Source organism: Providencia sp. UF-224, from assembly GCF_058245955.1.
In genome coordinates, this window is sequence record NZ_JBSICC010000034.1 from 1 (window position 1) to 20,088 (window position 20,088).

A 20,088-nucleotide genomic window follows, 5' to 3' on the forward strand; every position below is an offset into this window, starting at 1 on the left:
AGATGGTGGGTCGTGCAGGATTCGAACCTGCGACCAATTGATTAAAAGTCAACTGCTCTACCGACTGAGCTAACGACCCATCTAATTTGCTACTAATACATCTAAAACTAAATTTCTTGCTGTTTTGCGAGATTTTCGGTTAACCGTATTCTCGTATCAACGGCGGCTTATATTACTGATTTCTGACGAGGGTGCAATGATTTTTTTGCAAAAAAAGATTGAATGCACACTTATCATACTGATAACCCCGAAATATTCGGTAATATCGCTTCGGGGCTAGATATTAAAGTGCACTTAGCTTTTTTTCAGCTAATTTAGAGCCCGCACTGTTTGGATATTGTTTCAACACCTGTTGGTAAACAGCTTTCGCTTTATCTTTTTGTCCCTTGTCTTGCATGATCAGCCCAACTTTATATAAGGCTTCACTGCTTTTTTGGGATTTTGGATATTGCTTCACTACAGTGGCAAAGTAGAATGCAGCGTCGTCCTTGCTACCTTTATTGTAGTTTAACTGCCCCAACCAATAGTTGGCGTTAGATTGATATCCTGACTTAGGGTAGGCTTTAATAAAACCTTGTAATGCACCGATAGCGTCATCAATTTGAGCTTTTGACTTGCTTTCCATTGCGAGCTTAACCGCAGCATTGTAATCATCTTTCTCATTTCCACCTGTGTTGGCAGTTGCCGCTGGCGTATTTGAGGAAGATGATGTATTTGCTGAGCTAGTATCAGGCGCATCACCTGAGTTAGCTGAATTGCCGCCACCCGCATTGTCTAATTGCATGTACAAATCTTTTTGGCGTTCGATGACTTGATTCAATTTGTATTCACTTTCTTGAATCTGACCACGTAACATATCGATATCACGTTGGTTATCAGCGAGTTGCTGTTGAATTTGATACAGAATTTGACCTTGAGAAGATACTGCAGTCTCAAGTTGGGATAGACGGTCACCTGGAGAACCAGATCCGACATTGTTGATTGGCGCTTGGGCAATAGCGGCCCAAGGGGCCGCTACGCCAACCAATAACGACAGACCGACTAGTAAGTGTCTGAAGTTACTGTTCATAATAGATAATTTCGCTTATCTATTAGTATGCAATGACTGCACGACGGTTTTTCGCGTAGTCTGCTTCAGTATGACCTAACACAGCTGGTTTTTCTTTACCGTAAGAAACCAGTGAAACTTGGTCACCAGAAACACCTTTGCTTTGCAGGTACATTTTAACTGCATTAGCACGACGCTCGCCCAGTGCGATGTTGTATTCTGGAGTACCACGCTCATCCGCATGACCTTCAACAACAACACGTACAGATGGGTTGCTACGCAGGAATGCTGCGTGTGCATCTAACATATCAGCGTATTCTGGAGATACGTTGTATTTGTCAAAGCCAAAGTAAACAGTGTTGTTTTGTTGCAGCTGTTCCATTTGCTGACGTGCCAGCTCTTCCGCAGACAGACCAGTGTTAGTTTGGTTAGTAGAAGTATCTACGCCATCTTGGTCATTGTTTTTGTTAGAGCTACAAGCTGCGACTGCCATGATTGGTAACGCGATCATCAGCCCTTTAAGCACTTTATTCAGTTGCATCGTTTTGATCCTTAATATTTTTTGCCACACATTATTATTATGCATCACAGATACGGAGACCAGGCAGGGAATTTGACCTGTCCATCAGTCGCCGGAAGACGCGCTTTGAAACGCCCGTCGGTCGAAACTAGCTGCAATATAGTCCCCAAGCCTTGAGAGGAGCTATAAATTACCATAGTGCCGTTAGGTGCGATACTCGGCGTTTCATCTAGGAACGTTTTCGTTAAAAATTCAACGTTGTTCGTTGCCAGATCTTGTTTGGCGACATGTTGCTGACCGCCGCCGGAGCTGACCATCACTAAGAAAGTACCATCCGGGCTAACATCAGCGTCCTGATTTTGTGTTCCTTCCCAAGATACACGTGTCGGACTGCCACCATTAATATTCATTTTATAAATCTGCGGGCGCCCCGCCTGATCTGAAGTATAGACCAAAGTTTGGCTATCTGGCATCCAGCTTGGCTCAGTATTGTTACTGCGACCATCGGTTACCTGACGAATTTGCCCACTTGCTAAGTCCATAACATATAAATTCAGGCTGCCTGTTTTAGACAGTGCAAATGCCAATTTTGTCCCATCTGGAGAGAATGCAGGTGCCCCATTATGACGTGGGAAAGACGCGACCTGACGAACTGCTCCTGAAGACAATGTTTGAATGACAAGTGCTGAACTACCGCTTTCAAAAGTTACATACGCCAGTTTTTCACCGTCTGGTGACCAAGCAGGCGACATTAGAGGCTCTGGTGAACGGTGAACCGTAAACTGGTTGAAACCGTCGTAATCAGAAACTCGTAATTCATATGGATACTGACCGCCTTTGTTAACAACAACATATGCAATACGTGTACGGAATGCACCACGAATGCCTGTCAGTTTTTCAAAGACTTCATCACTTGCAGTGTGCGCCGCATAGCGTAACCACTCTTTTGTGACTTTAAATTGGTTTTGAGATAATACAGCACCCGGATTAGCGGCAACATCCACTAACTGATAGCTAACTACAAAGCTACCATCTGCTGCTGGCTGTACTTGGCCCACAACCACAGCATTAATACCTAATGCTGTCCATGCATCTGGGATCACTTCCGATGCAGTGCCGGGTTGTTGAGGCATACGGCTTGGCTCAATTGGGTTAAATTTCCCGCTATTACGTAAATCAGCGCCCACGATTTGGCCAACTTCTTGTGGCGGTGCGCCTGCACCAGACCATTTAAAAGGCACCACACCAATTGGTTGAGCTGAGTTTACACCTTCAGTGATCTCAATACGTATTTCAGCCTGAGCCACTGTCGCCCATAGCATTAGGAACCCTAAAACTACTTTAAAAGCCTGCTTCATTCTTATCTCCCTTATTGCGTATTATTTACCACCGCAATAATTCGCTGAATTTTAACAAAGGTATAATAACAAAACTAGATACTACGCAAACTATTTATGCTATTGCCATAAACTTTTCAATACAGATAGCTCTGAGTTATTGAAAATCAAGGCTTAAACACAACAGTGCTACCTGCTTTATTAAATGTATCATAGACCTCGCGGTTAGGCGGTTTTGGCATCGTAGCAAGTTTCGCTGCTCGTATTGCCGCATCACATAGCGCTGCGTCATTGGTCGGGCTATTTTTTGGGGTAATGCTCACTAATAAACCATCTGGTGCAAGCTTCAATTGCAGTTCACACGTCCGTCCACGAAACGTATCCGAATCATAGAATTTGCTTTGAATTGCCGCTTTTACTTTACCTGCATAGCTATCAACATCTGCATTAGAAGCACCCGATTTTTTACCACCACCCGTTCCTGCCGCGGTTTCACCGCCTTTTTTGCTCGGACCCGATGCCGTTAAGTCACCTAGTAAGTCATCAACTGAAGCGGCATTTTTAGCTGCTTCCGCCTTGGCTTTAGCGGCTTTTGCTTTCGCTTCTTTATCGGCTTTTTCTTTGGCTTCTTTATCTGCCTTGGCTTTAGCTTCTTTATCGGCTTTTACTTTAGCCTCTTTTTCTGCTTTTTCTTTGGCTTCTTTTTCCGCTTTTTCTTTAGCTTCTTTTTCTGCTTTGGCTTTAGTCGCTTCAGCTTCTTTTTGTGCCTGAGCTTCGGCTTTAGCTTTCTCTGCCGCTTGCTCTTTTATTAATTTTTCTTTTTCCGCTTTTGCTTTCGCAGCCGCTTCTTCCGCTATTTTTTGCTCTTCCTTAGCTTTCTTCGCGGCATCTAACGCTTTTTTCTGTTGTTCCTCAGCTTGCTTTTGCTGCTCAGCTGTATCACGTTCAGTTTTAATGCGCTCTTCTTCTAGTTTTTGAAGGCGTTTTTGTTCCTTCTCTTGCTGTTCTCTTAGCTCGGCATCTTGCTTCTGTTCTTGCTCTTTACGCTCTTTAGCCGCTTGTCTGGCCATGTTTTGTTGTTTTTGCATTTCTTCGTATTGCTCAACAACCACGCCAGGGTCGACCATCACCGCATCGATGACAGTCCCTTCTTCTCCGCCACCACCAAGTTTGACGACGGAAACTAAAGAGCCTATAACGATCAAACCAATCAACAGGACATGCAGCACCACTGACATCACAAGTGACCGGTTTAAGTTATCTTTTTTCTCTTTTGTCTTTCCCACTCTGGTATCCAAAAAAAGATGTGTGACTTATTCAAACCACAACAACTCAGCCTAGATAGGCTGAGTCATCAAGCCGACAGATTTAATCCCTGCGCTGTGCAAAATGTTCAATGCCTTAATCACTTCCTCATAAGGCACTTCTTTTGCTCCCCCAATTAAGAAAACCGCTTTGGGATTTTTCTCTAATTGAGATTTAGCTTCAGCCGCAATCTGTTCTGGTGGAAGCAATTCTAACACCTCGCCATCAAGGCGCATATTGTATTGCCCCACTCCCGATACTTCTAAAATAATCGGGGGGTTATCACTTGATGATACGGTCTGTGTATCTGTAGCATCCGGTAATTCAACTTCCACACTTTGGGAGATAATGGGTGCAGTTGCCATAAAGATCAGCAAAAGTACCAACAAGACATCCAGCAATGGAACGATGTTAATTTCGGATTTCAGCTCACGTTTGCGACTAGTGCGCGCCATTCGCTTATCTCCCCGTATTATTTCTTATCAGCAGAGAAGGCTTGACGATGCAAGATGGCTAAAAATTCTTCCATAAAGTTATCGTAGCTTTGTTCTAACTTGTTAACACGCTGGTTTAAGCGGTTATACGCCATCACCGCTGGAATTGCGGCAAACAGACCAATCGCAGTTGCGATCAAGGCTTCTGCAATCCCTGGCGCAACCATTTGCAGTGTCGCTTGTTTAACCGCACCTAATGCGATAAAGGCATGCATGATCCCCCAAACCGTACCAAATAAACCAATATATGGGCTAATTGACCCAACGGTACCTAGGAATGGGATGTGTGCCTCTACGGATTCTAATTCACGATTCATTGAAATACGCATTGCACGGGATGCCCCCGTAACCACGGCATCAGGCGCATGGATATTCGCTTGATGTAAACGAACAAATTCTTTAAAGCCTGAATGGAAAATTTGTTCTGCGCCACTGAGTTCATCACGACGCGCTTGGCTTTCTTTGTATAAGCGCGATAGCTCGATTCCTGACCAGAACTTATCCTCGAATGCCTCTGCTTCACGGCTAGCAGCATTTAAAATTTTGGTTCTTTGAATGATGATCGCCCATGATGCGATAGAAAAACCGATCAAAACGAACATAATGAGCTGAACCAAAAGGCTCGCTTTTAGGAATAAATCCAGGATATTCATGTCAGTCACTGTTTAAACTCCGCGACAATAGACTTAGGAAGCGCTGTAGGCTTCATTTTTGATGTGTCCACACAAGCAATAAGGGCATTAGCCCCACAAAGCAGGTTACCTTGCGAATCAACTAACCTTTGATGAAAGGTTAATGAGGCGCGTTTCATTTCAACAATTTGCGTCTCAACTTCCAACATGTCATCCAACCGAGCGCCCTTCACAAAATCAATTGTCATGCTACGCACAACAAAGCCAAGGTTCTCAGTAAGCATACTTTGCTGGTTGATCCCTTTATTTCGCAACATTTCTGTTCTTGCCCGCTCAAAAAAAGCTAAATAGCGCGCGTGATAAACCACACCGCCCGCATCTGTATCTTCATAATACACGCGAACAGGCCAGCGAAATAACATATCAACCACTCCGTCTTAGGTTAAATTCATTAACGGTGCCACTATACGCAAGACAGTGTCAGTTTGGAATCACTTTGAAAGTAAAGATATCAAAAATAATTATGGGTCCATTGACCCACAATTAGCAATTAGAATTATCTAAAGACTTGAAAAAGTCCCCAAATAAGAATGATGGCTGCTGGCAATGGGTGAAATATTGCACGAAAGATCACTTTTTGCGGTTTAAAACCTACACCAAAAATCATCGCCGTACACGTTGCCCAAATGAGTAATAGCCCTTGCCAAATAAGGAATGAACTGGTCTTGGCTGCAAATAGGCTCGGGTCCCACATGACAGCACCAGCTGTTACTAAAGCTAAAATAAGGATAAGGGCCCTTATCGGCCCCTTATCCATTAGCTGATAGGTTTTATCCACCAGCATATTACTTACTCACCATCTTTAGCGGCTTTAGAGTCTTCAGAGTGCTCTAACGCTAATGCTGCAATCACTGCAAAACTACAAGCTAACAGCGTGCCGAGGATCCAGGCGAAATACCACATAGTTATGCTCCTTAATACAGTGAGTGCTTGTTGCCTTCGATGAAGTTTTTGTCCAGACGACCAAACATTTTGTAGTAACACCATGCGGTGTATGCCAGTACGATTGGAACAAAGATAATAGCAACCACGGTCATCACTTGCAGAGTAAACAGGCTAGAAGTCGCATCCCACATGGTCAAGCTTGCATTTGGCATGATGCTTGAAGGCATGATGAATGGGAACATTGCTACGCCACAAGTTAAAATGATACAAGCGATGGTTAATGAAGAACTAACAAACGCCCAACCATTTTTGTCTGCTTTACTGAACAGCATAGTCAGTAATGGCAGTGCCAGACCCAGTGCAGGCAGAGCCCACAGGATTGGATAAGTGTTGAAGTTAGTCAACCAAGCACCTGAAACCACTTCGACTGTTTTGTTCAGTGGGTTTGATACTGCATGGTGATCCAGTGTTGAGGTCACAACATAGCCATCAATTCCCATCACTAACCAAACGCCTGCGCCCGCAAAGGCTAACAGAGTGACTAATGCACAGATATACGTTGCTTTACGCACACGTAAGTACAGTTCGCCCGTAGTACGCATTTGCAGATAAGTTGCACCTTGGGTAACAATCATCATTAAACCGACTACACCAGCTAACAGACCGTACGGGTTCAGCAGACCAAACAGGTTACCTGTATAGGTTAAGTACTGTTGGTTATCAATTTGCAGTGGAACACCTAATAATAGGTTACCAAACGCAACACCGATAACTAATGGTGGAACGAAACCACCAATAAACAGACCCCAGTCCCACATATTACGCCATTTTGGGTTCTCCAGTTTTGAACGGTAGTCGAAACCAACCGGACGGAAGAACAATGCAGCTAATACCAAAATCATAGCGATATAGAAACCAGAGAATGACGCAGCATAGACTTGTGGCCATGCAGCGAACATCGCACCACCAGCAGTGATTAACCAAACTTGGTTACCATCCCAGTGCGGTGCAACGGCGTTAATCATGATACGGCGTTCAGTATCTGTTTTACCTAAGATAGGTAATAGGAAGCCAACGCCCATGTCAAAGCCATCCGTGACAGCAAATCCAATCAGTAATACACCGATAAGGATCCACCACACAAACCGAAGAACTTCATAATCAAACATAAGTGGCTCCTATTTACTGAACGTCGTGTGCAGAAGTGTTTTTCTGTTCAAAGTGATAACGACCGGTTTTCAGGCTACTAGGCCCTTTACGAGCGAATTTGAACATTAAGAACATTTCAGCAATTAAGAACAGTGTGTACAGACCACAGATCAGTGCCATAGAGAAGATCAGGTCATGAGTTGTCAAATTAGAGTGTGCGACCGAAACCGGTAACACTTCACCAATTGCCCATGGCTGACGACCATATTCTGCAACGAACCAACCTGCTTCAATTGCAATCCATGGTAATGGGATACCAATCAAGGCAATACGTAACAGCAGTTTGCTTTGACCAATACGGTTGCGAACCACTGACAGGAATGCCCAGCTGATGATTAACAGTAACAGGAAGCCGACACCAACCATGATGCGGAATGCCCAGAACAGTGGACCTACGTTCGGAATACTGTCTTTAACTGCTTTTTGAATCTGTGCTTCTGTCGCATCAACCACATTTGGTGCGTATTGTTTTAACAGAAGACCGTAACCCAGATCTTTTTTGCTTGCTTCGAATGCTGCACGCAAATCAGGATCTTTGTTACCCGCTAACAGCTCTTGTAACTGACCATATGCAACCATACCGTTACGAATACGAACTTCGTGCTGTTTCATCAGGTCTTTCAGACCTAATACAGGCGTATCGATAGAACGGGTTGCAATGATACCCATCGCCCAAGGAATTGAGATAGCAAATTTGTTTTCTTGCTTCTCAGTATCCGGCCAAGCGATTAAGTTAAACGCAGCTGGTGGAGCATGGGTTTCCCACTCTGCTTCAACAGCGGCCAGTTTGGTTTTCTGAACGTCGCCCATTTCGTAACCTGATTCATCACCAAGAACGATAACAGACAGAACGGCAGCAATACCAAAGCTTGCAGCAATTGCAAAAGAACGTTTAGCAAAAGCAACATCACGACCTTTAAGCAGGTAGTAAGAGCTAATACCAAGGATAAACATTGCACCGGTACAATAACCCGCAGCAACTGTGTGGACGAACTTAACCTGCGCAACTGGGTTTAGGACTAGCTCAGAGAAGCTAACCATTTCCATACGCATTGTTTCGAAGTTGAAATCAGCAGCGATTGGGTTTTGCATCCAACCGTTCGCAACCAAGATCCACAAAGCAGAGAAGTTAGAACCTAAAGCAACTAACCATGTTACAGCTAGGTGTTGTTTTTTGCTTAAACGATCCCAACCAAAGAAGAATAAACCGACGAACGTTGATTCTAAGAAGAACGCCATCAGACCTTCGATTGCAAGAGGTGCACCGAAGATATCTCCTACATAGTGCGCGTAGTAAGACCAGTTAGTCCCGAATTGGAACTCCATAGTCAGACCCGTTGCAACACCCAGGGCGAAGTTAATACCAAATAACTTACCCCAGAACTTAGTCATATCTTTATAAATTTGCTTGCCAGACAGCACATATACCGTTTCCATGATCGCAAGCAAAAACGCCATACCGAGCGTTAATGGTACGAACAGGAAGTGATACATCGCAGTTAAGGCAAACTGTAATCGTGACAGTTCGACAATATCAAACATCTTGACTCCTTGCTCCTAGCAGGAAGACACCGACTTGCGGCAACCCAGCTTCCAAATTATGTTTTTAGAAAGCCTCTTAACTACCAGCAAAAAATGCCTCAAAACAACAAATAATTAACAAAATTAAAAGAACGAACGTTACTATAATAATAGTACGCCTATCTTCACATACAATAAACTTCTTTTACGTGACTCAGATTTGAATTCTGAATTTACATCAATAATTATACTCTTTAATAGAAAACCGAGTATTTGATCGAGCACCAATTTAAGCAATTTAACAAAATAAAGCCAGCTCCAATGAATTGATTTACGTCAATTTTTTTCATCTTGTTAATTGTTCTGAGCTTCAGTCAATTAATGGTTATTCACTTGTTAATGTGCTGTTATTGGTATTGATATAAATGTACTTAATTTTGCCAAAGATTAACAAATAAATATAACCTTTGTATTAAGGACTCCAAAAAAGAATATTTAATTTGTAATAGTATCTTATTTTAAAGTTATTATGAATTTTATTAATATCCGAATCTAACTCAACTAAACCCCTATATTCGGATAATTGTTCCCCCCTAAAAGTTATAAATTTGATGTGCCGCAATTTCGCTATTTTTTGCATAAAGTGCGAACACTCCCCTATCGTTTGCTAACCCACGCACTTTTTTGTCCTTATAACGGTCATCAATGCGCTTTCTGGTGCATTTTTTTTAAGTATAGACACTCTTTTTTAGAAAACCTTATAAGTGGTACAGAAATTATGTTAGACCTTGTGAGCCTCGCCCAACAATAGGCACAAAAAAACCCGCACTCAATTGAGCACGGGCTTTCGTCTCTTACGGTTGCTAGTTGCCTAGCGGATCATTTACTTGTTCAGCAATGATTTAACGGCATCACCGATGTCTGCAAGGCTACGAACGGTTTTCACGCCCGCCGCTTCTAATGCAGCAAATTTCTCATCAGCAGTACCTTTACCACCAGCGATGATTGCACCAGCGTGACCCATACGTTTGCCTTTCGGCGCAGTCACACCCGCGATGTAACCGACAACAGGCTTAGTCACGTGCTCTTTAATATACGCTGCAGCTTCTTCTTCTGCGTTACCACCGATTTCACCGATCATCACGATCGCTTCAGTTTGTGGGTCAGCTTGGAACATTTCCAGAATATCAATAAAGTTTGAACCTGGGATTGGGTCACCACCGATACCAACACAGGTAGATTGGCCTAAACCTGCATCTGTGGTTTGTTTAACCGCTTCATAGGTCAGTGTACCTGAACGAGAAACGATACCCACTTTACCTGGTAAGTGAATGTGGCCTGGTTGGATACCAATCTTACATTGACCTGGAGTGATTACACCTGGGCAGTTTGGACCAATCATGCGAACGCCAGCTTCATCTAATTTCACTTTGACAGTCAGCATATCCAGCGTTGGGATACCTTCAGTGATAGTGATGATCAGTTTAATGCCTGCATCGATAGCTTCTAAGATAGAATCTTTACAAAATGGTGCTGGAACGTAGATAACAGAGGCCGTTGCGCCTGTTGCTTCAACCGCTTCGCGCACGGTGTTAAATACTGGCAGACCGAGGTGAGTTGTGCCGCCTTTACCCGGAGTCACACCACCAACCATTTGTGTTCCATAAGCAATTGCTTGTTCTGAGTGGAATGTACCTTGACCACCAGTGAAACCTTGGCAAATTACTTTGGTGTTTTTATCGATTAAAATAGACATTATTTAGCCTCCGCTGCTGCTACTGCTTTTTTAGCTGCGTCAGTCAGGCTGTTTGCAGCGATAATGTTCAAGCCGCTGTCAGCCAGTTTCTTAGCACCTAACTCAGCATTGTTACCTTCTAAACGCACAACTACTGGTACATTTACGCCAACTTCTTCAACTGCACCAATGATGCCGTCTGCAATCAGGTCGCAACGAACGATACCACCAAAGATGTTAACGAAAACCGCTTTTACGTTTTCATCAGAAAGAATGATTTTAAATGCTTCAGTAACACGCTCTTTTGTCGCGCCGCCGCCAACGTCTAAGAAGTTAGCTGGTGCACCACCGTGCAGTTTAACAATGTCCATGGTACCCATTGCTAAGCCCGCACCGTTAACCATACAACCGATGTTGCCGTCTAATGCAACGTAGTTCAGTTCCCACTGAGCCGCTTGTGCTTCACGCGCATCTTCTTGAGATTCGTCACGCAGTTCACGGATTTCAGGCTGACGATATAATGCGTTGCTGTCGATGCCTAATTTACCATCTAAGCATACTAAGTCGCCCGCAGTGCTGATAACCAATGGGTTGATTTCAGCTAATGCTAAATCACGCTCAAGGAACAGTGTCGCCAGACCCATGAAGATTTTCGCAAATTGGCTAACTTGTTTACCTGTTAAGCCTAATTTGAACGCTAATTCACGGCCTTGGAAAGGCATTGGACCTGTCAGTGGGTCAATAATCGCTTTGTGGATCAGTTCCGGTGTTTCTTCCGCAACTTTCTCGATTTCCACGCCACCTTCAGTCGATGCCATGAAAACAACACGACGGGTGCTACGGTCAACAACTGCACCTAAATATAATTCTTTTGCAATGTCAGTCGCCGTTTCAACCAGAATTTGGTTAACAGGCTGGCCATTTGCGTCTGTTTGATAGGTAACTAAGTTTTTACCTAACCAGTTTTCTGCGAAGGCTTTAACTTCATTGATATCGCTGGTCACTTTAACGCCGCCAGCTTTACCACGTCCACCTGCGTGAACTTGGCATTTAATTACCCATGGGCCGTTGCCAATTTTTTTCGCAGCATCGACGGTTTCAGCGACTGATGAACAGGCATAACCTGTTGGTGCAGGCATCCCATAACGTGCAAACAACTGTTTTGCCTGGTACTCGTGTAAATTCATGATGTTCTATCCATAATTGAGTCTGAAGAGGCGTTTATTCGCCTCCTGCAATTGTTACTGATTTAGCAACCCGCGAACGGGCTGCATCGGTTACTTCAGACCGGGCAGGTTGTTCCCTGCCCTGTTATGTTGCTATACGTCCAGCAGTAAACGAGTTGGATCTTCCAGCATATCTTTGATAGCGACTAAGAAGCCGACTGACTCGCTACCATCGATTAAGCGGTGGTCATAAGACAGCGCTAAGTACATCATAGGAAGAATCTCTACCTTACCATTTACAGCCATAGGGCGGTCTTTAATGGCATGCATGCCTAAAATTGCGCTCTGTGGTGGGTTAATGATAGGTGTAGACATCAGAGAACCGAATACGCCACCATTAGTGATAGTGAAGTTACCGCCGCTTAAGTCTTCAACAGTTAATTTACCGTCACGACCTTTAACAGCCAGTTCTTTAATTTTCTTCTCGATATCAGCCATGCTCATTGCATCGACATCGCGCAGTACTGGGGTGACCAGACCACGAGGTGTTGATACCGCGATGCTGATATCAAAGTAGTTATGGTAAACCACATCACTGCCATCAATAGAAGCGTTCACTTCTGGATAGCGTTTCAGTGCTTCAACCGCCGCTTTAACATAGAAAGACATGAAACCTAAACGTACGCCGTGACGTTTTTCGAACGCTTCGCCATACTGTTTACGTAAGTCTTTGATTGGTTGCATGTTGATTTCGTTGAACGTGGTCAACATTGCTGTGGTGTTTTTCGCTTCTAACAGACGCTCTGCGATACGTTTACGTAAACGTGTCATTGGAACACGTTTTTCGCTACGGTGCGCTAAAGGAGCCTGTGGCGCAGCTGGTGCAGAAGCTGCTGGTGCTGCGGATTTGTTTGCCGCTAAGTGTTTTTCAACATCTTCACGTGTTAAACGACCGCCAACACCCGTACCTTTAATGTTCGCAGGGTTCAGGTCATGTTCTGCAATCAGACGACGAATTGCTGGGCTCAGCGCATCGTTGCTTTCATCTTCTAAACTCGCAGTTTGGCGCTGAGCTGGTGTTGCTTCTTGCGCGCTTTTCACTTCCGCAGGAATGCCAGTGCTGTCGCCTAAACGAATACGGCCTAACAATTGCTTAGATAATACCGTTGCGCCTTCGTCTTCAACGATAGCTTCTAATACGCCCGCTTCGCTCGCTGGCACTTCCAGTACCACTTTATCTGTTTCGATCTCAACCAGGACTTCATCACGCTGAACACTGTCACCTGGTTTTTTATGCCATGTGGCAACCGTAGCATCGGCAACGGACTCAGGAAGATCGGGAACAAGAATTTCTACGCTACTCATTTTCTATCCTTTAATTATTCAATGTTCAAAGCGTCATTGACCAGAGCTTTCTGTTGCTCTTGGTGTACGGACGCATAGCCAACTGCTGGAGATGAAGAAGCAGCTCGACCTGCATAACGTAAAGTTGCCCCAGCTGGGATAGCTTCACGGAAATTATGTTGACTGCAATACCAAGCGCCTTGGTTTAATGGCTCTTCTTGACACCATACAAAGTCTTTCACACCGGTAAATTGCGCCAACGCTTTTTGGATGTCTTCGTGTGGGAACGGATATAGCTGTTCGATACGCACGATAGCCACGTCAGTTTGCTCATTCTTACGACGTTGTTCTAACAGATCGTAATAAACTTTACCTGAACACATCACGACGCGTTTCACATTTTTCGGATTGATTTCATCGATTTCACCGATAACTGGTTCAAATGTGCCATTTGCCAGTTCTTCCATGCTAGACACCGCTAATGGGTGACGCAGCAGAGATTTAGGTGACATCACAATCAGAGGACGACGCATGCCACGCAGGGCTTGACGACGTAACATGTGATAAACCTGAGCCGGTGTTGACGGCACACACACTTGCATGTTTTGGTCAGCACACAGTTGCAGGTAACGCTCTAAACGTGCAGATGAGTGCTCTGGGCCCTGACCTTCATAACCATGAGGCAGTAACATGACCAGACCACACATACGACCCCATTTTTGCTCACCAGAGCTAATAAATTGGTCGATAACCACTTGCGCACAGTTAGCAAAGTCACCAAATTGCGCTTCCCAGATGGTCAGAGCGCGAGGTTCAGTCGTTGCATAACCGTATTCGAACGCTAATACCGCATTTTCAGTCAGAACAGAGTCCCAAACGTTGAACACGCCTTGGCCGTTATGAATGTTTTGCAGTGGAACGTAGACAGAACCGTTAGTTTGGTTGTGAACAACCGCATGGCGGTGGAAGAAGGTTCCGCGGCCCGCGTCTTCACCGGATAAACGCACTGGAACGCCTTCATCAACTAACGTTGCATACGCTAAAGTCTCAGCTGCACCCCAGTCGAGTAATTTATTGCCTTTCGCCATTTCTGCGCGGTCAGCGTAGATTTTCTCAACACGAGATTGTGCGACAACACCTTCAGGGATAGTGCTGACTTTAACAGCCAGATCCGTTAAGCGTTTGATATCAACTGTTGATTTGTAGGATGCATCCCATTCATGGTTCAGATATGGTGCCCATGTGTATGAGTTCAGACCCATTTCACGGTACTCTTCAACCACACAGTTACCCGCATCTAACGCATCGCGGTACAGGTTAACCATTTCTGTCACATCATTTGCACTCAATACGTTTTCTGCAATTAAGCGGTCTGCGTAGATTTTACGTGGTGTTGGGTGCTGTTTGATTTTTTGGTACATCACAGGCTGAGTTGCACTTGGCTCATCGGCTTCGTTATGACCATGACGGCGGTAACAGACTAAATCGATCATCACATCGCGTTTAAAGGTATTACGGAAGTCCAGCGCTAAACGTGTGACAAATGAAACCGCTTCTGGGTCATCCGCATTCACGTGGAAAATTGGCGCCTGAACCATCTTCACGATGTCAGTACAGTATTCTGTTGAACGTGTATCTTTCGGGTTTGAGGTGGTGAAACCAATTTGGTTGTTAATAACGATACGCATGGTACCGCCCACTTCATAACCACGTGCTTGAGACATGTTCAGGGTTTCTTGCACAACGCCTTGACCAGTTACTGCTGAGTCACCGTGAATAGTGATTGGCAGAACCATGTTGCTGCGACCTTCATCTAAACGGTCACGACGAGCGCGTACAGAACCGATTACCACTGGGCTAACGATTTCAAGGTGCGATGGGTTAAACGCCAGCGCTAAGTGAACACGTGAACCGGCGGTTTCAAAGTCAGACGAGAAACCTTGGTGATATTTAACGTCACCCGCACTTGAATGATCTTTGTGTTTACCCGCGAACTCATCAAATAATTCGCCCGGTTTTTTACCTAAGATATTAACCAGTACGTTTAAACGACCACGGTGCGCCATACCCAGCACAACTTCGCGAGTATCTTGTTTGCCAGCGTGGTGGATTAAGTCTTTCAGCATTGGGATCAGTGAATCACCACCTTCCAATGAGAAACGTTTTGCACCCGGGAATTTAGCCCCGATGTAGCGCTCAAGACCTTCAGCCGCGGTTAGCTCAGACAGGAAGCGTTTTTTCTCATCCGCAGAGAAAACTTTAGACACGTCAACAGACTCAAGACGTTGTTGAATCCAACGTTTTTCTTCTGTATTGGTGATGTGCATATATTCCGCACCGATTGAACCGCAGTAAATGCGTTTCAGGTTGTCATATAGCTCGCTGAGTTTCATGGTTTCTTTGCCGATAGCAAAAGAACCGACGTTGAAGGTTTCGTTGAAATCTTCTTTCGTTAAGTTATGGAAAGCTGGGTCTAAATCTGGAACAGATTCGCGATTCCATAGCCCTAACGGGTCAAGGTTGGCATTTTGATGTCCGCGAAAGCGGAATGCATTAATTAACTGCAAAACTTTGACTTGTTTTGCATCGATAGCTGGATCGCTAACAGAGGTGTGATAACGAGTAGAGTCTTTTGCTAAGCGGCGGAAGTAATCGCGCGCTTGGGAGTGGAATTGCTCACCATTGGTGCCGAGGGCTGCACCTGGTAGTTGCTCAAAAATGGCTTTCCACTCGGCATCGACAGAGTTAGGGTCAGTCAGATAATCTTCATAGAGCTGTTCTATATAAGTCTGGTTCGCGCCTGCCAGAAAGCTTGAATCCAGCCAGTCCTTCATTACGCCGTTCTGCATTGTGATCCCTTAAGCTTTAAAAGCTTTAGTTTTCGCCGTGGTTAACTAATCGCCGCATTTAAGCGACCTCGATAAAGGTTCTCTTGGACGTGCTTTATGCATGTTCTCTCTTTGGGAGGCCCTTTATCAGTAAGGGTTTCCCTTTTAAGGAACCTTTAAAAACTGGCTGCGGTTTTTAAAGGCCCCTAAGATTACGCTTTCGTCTTCTTCATCTTTTGCAGTTGGCTATTTTTTTTACTTTTTACTGTTACTTTCGTTACGTTCACTTTTTTGCGCTTTTGTTGTTACAACGTTTTATTTAATGCTACGTTTTATTGATGACAATGTTACTTTCTGATGACCTTTATGGGTATTTGGTTTTCGCGCTTTTGTGACCTTAAGCGCTATTTAAATCAAAATCTTGGATTTACTTTACGCTTTATTTTTAACTTATGTTTTTATTTCGTGCTATTTCCATTTTAGCCCGCAGTGCCAAGGCACTGCGGGTTAAATTTAGCTATTAAGCACTATGTTTTAGCAACATAGATTTAATATGACCAATAGCTTTTGTTGGATTTAGTCCTTTAGGGCATACATTGACACAATTCATGATGCTATGACAGCGGAAAACACTGAAAGCGTCGTTCAGATCATCTAATCGCGAATCGGTTTCAGTATCACGGCTATCAATCAAGAAACGATATGCCGCTAACAGGCCTGCTGGACCAATAAATTTGTCCGGATTCCACCAGAAAGATGGGCAAGAAGTCGAACAACACGCACATAAGATACACTCGTATAAACCATCGAGTTTTTCACGTTGTGCAGGAGTTTGTAAATTCTCACGCGCAGGTGGATTTTTGTTGTCATTAATCAGATATGGACGGATTTTTTCGTATTGGGTGTAGAACTGAGTCATGTCGATGATCAGGTCACGTACAACGGGCAGACCTGGCAATGGACGAATGACAATTTTCTTCCCACCACGGATTAAAGCAGATAATGGCGTGATACAAGCCAACCCGTTTTTACCGTTCATGTTCAGACCATCAGAACCACATACCCCTTCACGACAAGAACGACGGAAGGATAATGTTGGGTCTTGCTCTTTAATTTGGATTAACGCATCCAGCAACATCATGTCACGCCCTTCTGGGACTTCTAGCGTGTAATCTTGCATACGTGGTGCGTTGTCCACATCAGGATTGTAGCGATAAATCGAAAATTGTAATTTCATAGTTTATTTCTCCGCAACTGGATTAACACCACGCATTAGTAGGTACGAATTTTCGGTGGGAAGGCTTCACGCAGTTTTGGCTGCATGTTAACTTCACGACGCGTCATCGTTTCAGATTGCGGTAAATATAATGAGTGACATAACCAATTCGCATCATCACGCTCTGGATAGTCAAAGCGGCTGTGAGCCCCACGACTTTCTGTACGGAAGTTTGCAGCTTGTGCTGTTGCATAAGCAGTTTCCATCAGGTTATCCAGTTCTAAACACTCGATACGCTGCGTATTGAACTCAGTCGACGTATCATCAAGGCGTGCATTTTGCAGACGTTCGCGAATCACTTTCAGCTCTTCTAAACCTTTAGCCATTGCATCACCTTCACGGAATACGGAGAAGTTATGCTGCATGCAGGTTTGCAGTGCTTTACGGATTTCAGTTGGATCTTCGCCAGTACGTGCGCCTTCCCAACGATTAAAGCGAGCCATTGCTGCATCAATGTCAGATTCAGAAGCATCACGCATTGAACCTTGTTCCATGATGGATTCTTTCAGGTGCAGACCTGCAGAACGACCGAATACCACTAAGTCGAGCAGTGAGTTACCGCCTAAGCGGTTAGCGCCGTGTACTGATACACAAGCAATTTCACCCACAGCGAACAGGCCTGGGATAACTTCGTCTTCGCCTTTTTCGTTATAGCGAAGTGCTTGGCCTGTAACTTTCGTTGGAATACCGCCCATCATGTAGTGACATGTTGGGATGACAGGAATTGGCTCTTTAATTGGGTCAACGTGCGCGAAGGTACGTGATAATTCAAGGATACCCGGTAAACGCGATTCCAGAACTTCTTTCCCTAAGTGATCCAATTTCAGCTTAGCATGTGGGCCCCAAGGACCATCACAACCACGGCCTTCACGAATTTCAATCATGATTGAACGTGCAACAACGTCACGACCTGCAAGGTCTTTCGCGTTTGGTGCATAACGTTCCATGAAGCGCTCGCCGTCTTTATTCAGCAAGTAACCACCTTCACCACGGCAACCTTCAGTGACCAGAACCCCAGCCCCTGCGATACCCGTTGGGTGGAATTGCCACATTTCCATATCTTGCAGTGGTACGCCAGCACGCGCTGCCATCCCCACGCCATCACCCGTATTGATGTGGGCATTGGTAGTTGATTGGTAAATACGGCCTGCACCACCTGTTGCCAGAATGGTTGCTTTCGCTTTGAAGTAAACGAGTTCGCCCGTTTCCATACAAATCGCAGTACAACCCACAATATCGCCATCTTGGTTTTTAACTAAATCAAGGGCATACCATTCAGAAAAAATGGTGGTGTGGTTTTTTAAGTTCTGCTGATACAGCGTATGTAACAGTGCGTGTCCTGTACGGTCAGCGGCGGCTGCGGTACGTGCTGCTTGCTCGCCACCAAAGTTTTTAGACTGACCACCAAATGGACGTTGATAGATGCTTCCATCGTCAAGGCGCGAGAACGGTAACCCCATATGTTCTAATTCGAGGATAGCCTCTGGCCCTGTTTTACACATATATTCGATAGCGTCTTGGTCGCCGATGTAGTCGGAACCTTTAACGGTATCGTACATGTGCCATTCCCAGTTATCAGGGTGCGTGTTACCTAAAGCAACAGTAATACCACCTTGCGCTGATACCGTGTGAGAACGGGTTGGAAAGACTTTTGACAGAAGTGCACAAGATAGGCCCATCTGTGAAATTTGAAGTGCTGCGCGCATACCTGCACCGCCCGCACCGATAACGATAGCGTCAAACTCTCTGATTGGCAGATTCATTTTATGCACCCCACACAACGATTGTTCCGTAAATTAAATAAGCCAACAGACCTACAACGATAGCCAATTGCAACACTAAGCGAATTGCCAGCGGCTTAACATAGTCAGTCAGCACTTGCCACATGCCAATCCACGCATGCACAAGAATCGAGAACAAGGTGAGGATAGTGAATACTTTCGTCACAGAAGAGGCAAAGAAACCGCGCCAGACTTCATAGGTAATGTCGTTAATCGCAACAAAACCAACAATGTAGAGTACGTAGAGTGCGATGATAATCGCAGAGCCACGGATTAACAGCCAGTCCTGGATACCAGTACGGCCTAAAGCTGATGCATTACTTACCATACTAAGATCCCCGCCAGAATTGCCAGAATTACGGTAATAACAAATGTAATTTTTGCAGATGAGTTACCAGCAGCAAGGGTTTCATCAACACAGCCGAAATCCATTAGCATATGACGGATACCACCACAAATGTGGTAAGCCAATGCAGTCAGGATGCCCCAAAGAATGAACTTAGCAAAAAAGCCAGTCATTATTTCAGACGCGTATTGAAAACCTTCTGGAGAGGAGAGAGATGTCCCTAACAACCAAAGCAGAATACCAACTGCGATGAGAGTAATGACGCCAGAGACACGGTGCAAGATCGAAGATATTGCAGTGATCGGGAAGTGAATCGTCTGCAAATCAAGGTTGACAGGTCTTTGTTTTTTCACAATTTTGCCCACACAGCTCTTTATTATTTTCCATCCTCCGGACCTGGGGTGGAAATCAGACAGCGACAGGGGTACAAAATGCAACTTAACACAAACTCTAATCCATCATGTTTAAATAAAGTTGCATACTGATCACGCTGGGAACTCCTACTACAGGGTAATCCGGAGACCTGCCGCTAGTATAAAGTCTTCACAATGCCATTACAATTCCCACACAAAATGTTTGGGGACATTTAGCCCGAACAGTG

19 protein-coding genes and 1 tRNA gene are annotated in these 20,088 nt (G+C 44.6%); all 20 read right to left on the minus strand.

Going from position 1 to position 20,088, the window contains the following annotated elements; translation table 11 throughout:
- Positions 1-3 precede the first annotated feature (3 nt).
- Positions 4-79, minus strand: a tRNA-Lys gene (locus AC4IFO_RS20180).
- A gap of 204 nt (positions 80-283) precedes the next feature.
- Positions 284-1,069, minus strand: coding sequence for a cell division protein CpoB (gene cpoB, locus AC4IFO_RS20185; RefSeq protein ID WP_490737142.1), 786 nt, complete (start codon positions 1,067-1,069; stop codon positions 284-286).
- Between the two features lie 22 nt (positions 1,070-1,091).
- Positions 1,092-1,589: a peptidoglycan-associated lipoprotein Pal gene (gene pal, locus AC4IFO_RS20190; RefSeq protein ID WP_047756402.1), complete on the minus strand. Its 498-nt coding sequence runs from the start codon at positions 1,587-1,589 to the stop codon at positions 1,092-1,094.
- Positions 1,590-1,633: 44 nt separating this feature from the next.
- Positions 1,634-2,926 (minus strand): Tol-Pal system beta propeller repeat protein TolB, encoded by a 1,293-nt coding sequence (gene tolB, locus AC4IFO_RS20195; protein WP_206085310.1) that lies wholly within the window; start codon positions 2,924-2,926, stop codon positions 1,634-1,636.
- A 146-nt stretch (positions 2,927-3,072) separates the two neighbouring features.
- Positions 3,073-4,191, minus strand: coding sequence for a cell envelope integrity protein TolA (tolA, locus tag AC4IFO_RS20200; RefSeq protein ID WP_490737144.1), 1,119 nt, complete (start codon positions 4,189-4,191; stop codon positions 3,073-3,075).
- A 51-nt stretch (positions 4,192-4,242) separates the two neighbouring features.
- The gene (tolR, locus tag AC4IFO_RS20205; RefSeq protein ID WP_490737146.1) at positions 4,243-4,665 is read right to left on the minus strand and encodes a colicin uptake protein TolR; all 423 of its coding nucleotides are present in this window, start codon (positions 4,663-4,665) and stop codon (positions 4,243-4,245) included.
- A gap of 17 nt (positions 4,666-4,682) precedes the next feature.
- Complete coding sequence (tolQ, locus tag AC4IFO_RS20210) at positions 4,683-5,366, minus strand: Tol-Pal system protein TolQ (RefSeq protein ID WP_206085308.1); 684 nt, start codon at positions 5,364-5,366, stop codon at positions 4,683-4,685.
- Complete coding sequence (ybgC, locus tag AC4IFO_RS20215; RefSeq protein WP_219244294.1) at positions 5,363-5,767, minus strand: tol-pal system-associated acyl-CoA thioesterase; 405 nt, start codon at positions 5,765-5,767, stop codon at positions 5,363-5,365. Before ybgC ends, tolQ begins: the two co-directional genes overlap by 4 nt.
- A 125-nt stretch (positions 5,768-5,892) precedes the next feature.
- Positions 5,893-6,180 carry a cyd operon protein YbgE gene (gene ybgE, locus AC4IFO_RS20220; protein WP_490737148.1) on the minus strand — a complete coding sequence of 96 codons (288 nt, stop codon included), beginning with the start codon at positions 6,178-6,180 and terminating at the stop codon, positions 5,893-5,895.
- Positions 6,181-6,185: 5 nt separating this feature from the next.
- On the minus strand, positions 6,186-6,299 hold the full coding sequence (gene cydX / locus AC4IFO_RS20225) for a cytochrome bd-I oxidase subunit CydX (RefSeq protein ID WP_004909083.1): 114 nt from the start codon (positions 6,297-6,299) through the stop codon (positions 6,186-6,188).
- An 11-nt stretch (positions 6,300-6,310) separates the two neighbouring features.
- The gene (gene cydB / locus AC4IFO_RS20230; protein WP_219244296.1) at positions 6,311-7,450 is read right to left on the minus strand and encodes a cytochrome d ubiquinol oxidase subunit II; all 1,140 of its coding nucleotides are present in this window, start codon (positions 7,448-7,450) and stop codon (positions 6,311-6,313) included.
- 13 nt (positions 7,451-7,463) lie between these two features.
- Positions 7,464-9,032, minus strand: coding sequence for a cytochrome ubiquinol oxidase subunit I (gene cydA, locus AC4IFO_RS20235; RefSeq protein ID WP_490737151.1), 1,569 nt, complete (start codon positions 9,030-9,032; stop codon positions 7,464-7,466).
- Positions 9,033-9,894: 862 nt separating this feature from the next.
- Complete coding sequence (sucD, locus tag AC4IFO_RS20240) at positions 9,895-10,767, minus strand: succinate--CoA ligase subunit alpha (protein WP_490737153.1); 873 nt, start codon at positions 10,765-10,767, stop codon at positions 9,895-9,897.
- Complete coding sequence (gene sucC, locus AC4IFO_RS20245) at positions 10,767-11,933, minus strand: ADP-forming succinate--CoA ligase subunit beta (protein WP_206085302.1); 1,167 nt, start codon at positions 11,931-11,933, stop codon at positions 10,767-10,769. Before sucC ends, sucD begins: the two co-directional genes overlap by 1 nt.
- Before the next feature lie 132 nt (positions 11,934-12,065).
- A complete protein-coding gene (odhB, locus tag AC4IFO_RS20250; RefSeq protein ID WP_353243813.1) occupies positions 12,066-13,277 on the minus strand; it encodes a 2-oxoglutarate dehydrogenase complex dihydrolipoyllysine-residue succinyltransferase in 1,212 nt (403 codons plus the stop codon).
- A gap of 14 nt (positions 13,278-13,291) precedes the next feature.
- Positions 13,292-16,105 (minus strand): 2-oxoglutarate dehydrogenase E1 component, encoded by a 2,814-nt coding sequence (gene sucA / locus AC4IFO_RS20255; protein WP_490737155.1) that lies wholly within the window; start codon positions 16,103-16,105, stop codon positions 13,292-13,294.
- Positions 16,106-16,604: 499 nt separating this feature from the next.
- Positions 16,605-17,321: a succinate dehydrogenase iron-sulfur subunit gene (locus tag AC4IFO_RS20260; RefSeq protein WP_004256824.1), complete on the minus strand. Its 717-nt coding sequence runs from the start codon at positions 17,319-17,321 to the stop codon at positions 16,605-16,607.
- Between the two features lie 35 nt (positions 17,322-17,356).
- Positions 17,357-19,123, minus strand: a complete 1,767-nt coding sequence (sdhA, locus tag AC4IFO_RS20265; protein ID WP_490737157.1) for a succinate dehydrogenase flavoprotein subunit — start codon at positions 19,121-19,123, stop codon at positions 17,357-17,359.
- 1 nt (position 19,124) lies between these two features.
- Positions 19,125-19,469, minus strand: a complete 345-nt coding sequence (gene sdhD, locus AC4IFO_RS20270) for a succinate dehydrogenase membrane anchor subunit (protein WP_353243816.1) — start codon at positions 19,467-19,469, stop codon at positions 19,125-19,127.
- The gene (gene sdhC, locus AC4IFO_RS20275; protein WP_004909059.1) at positions 19,463-19,852 is read right to left on the minus strand and encodes a succinate dehydrogenase cytochrome b556 subunit; all 390 of its coding nucleotides are present in this window, start codon (positions 19,850-19,852) and stop codon (positions 19,463-19,465) included. Before sdhC ends, sdhD begins: the two co-directional genes overlap by 7 nt.
- Positions 19,853-20,088 lie beyond the last annotated feature (236 nt).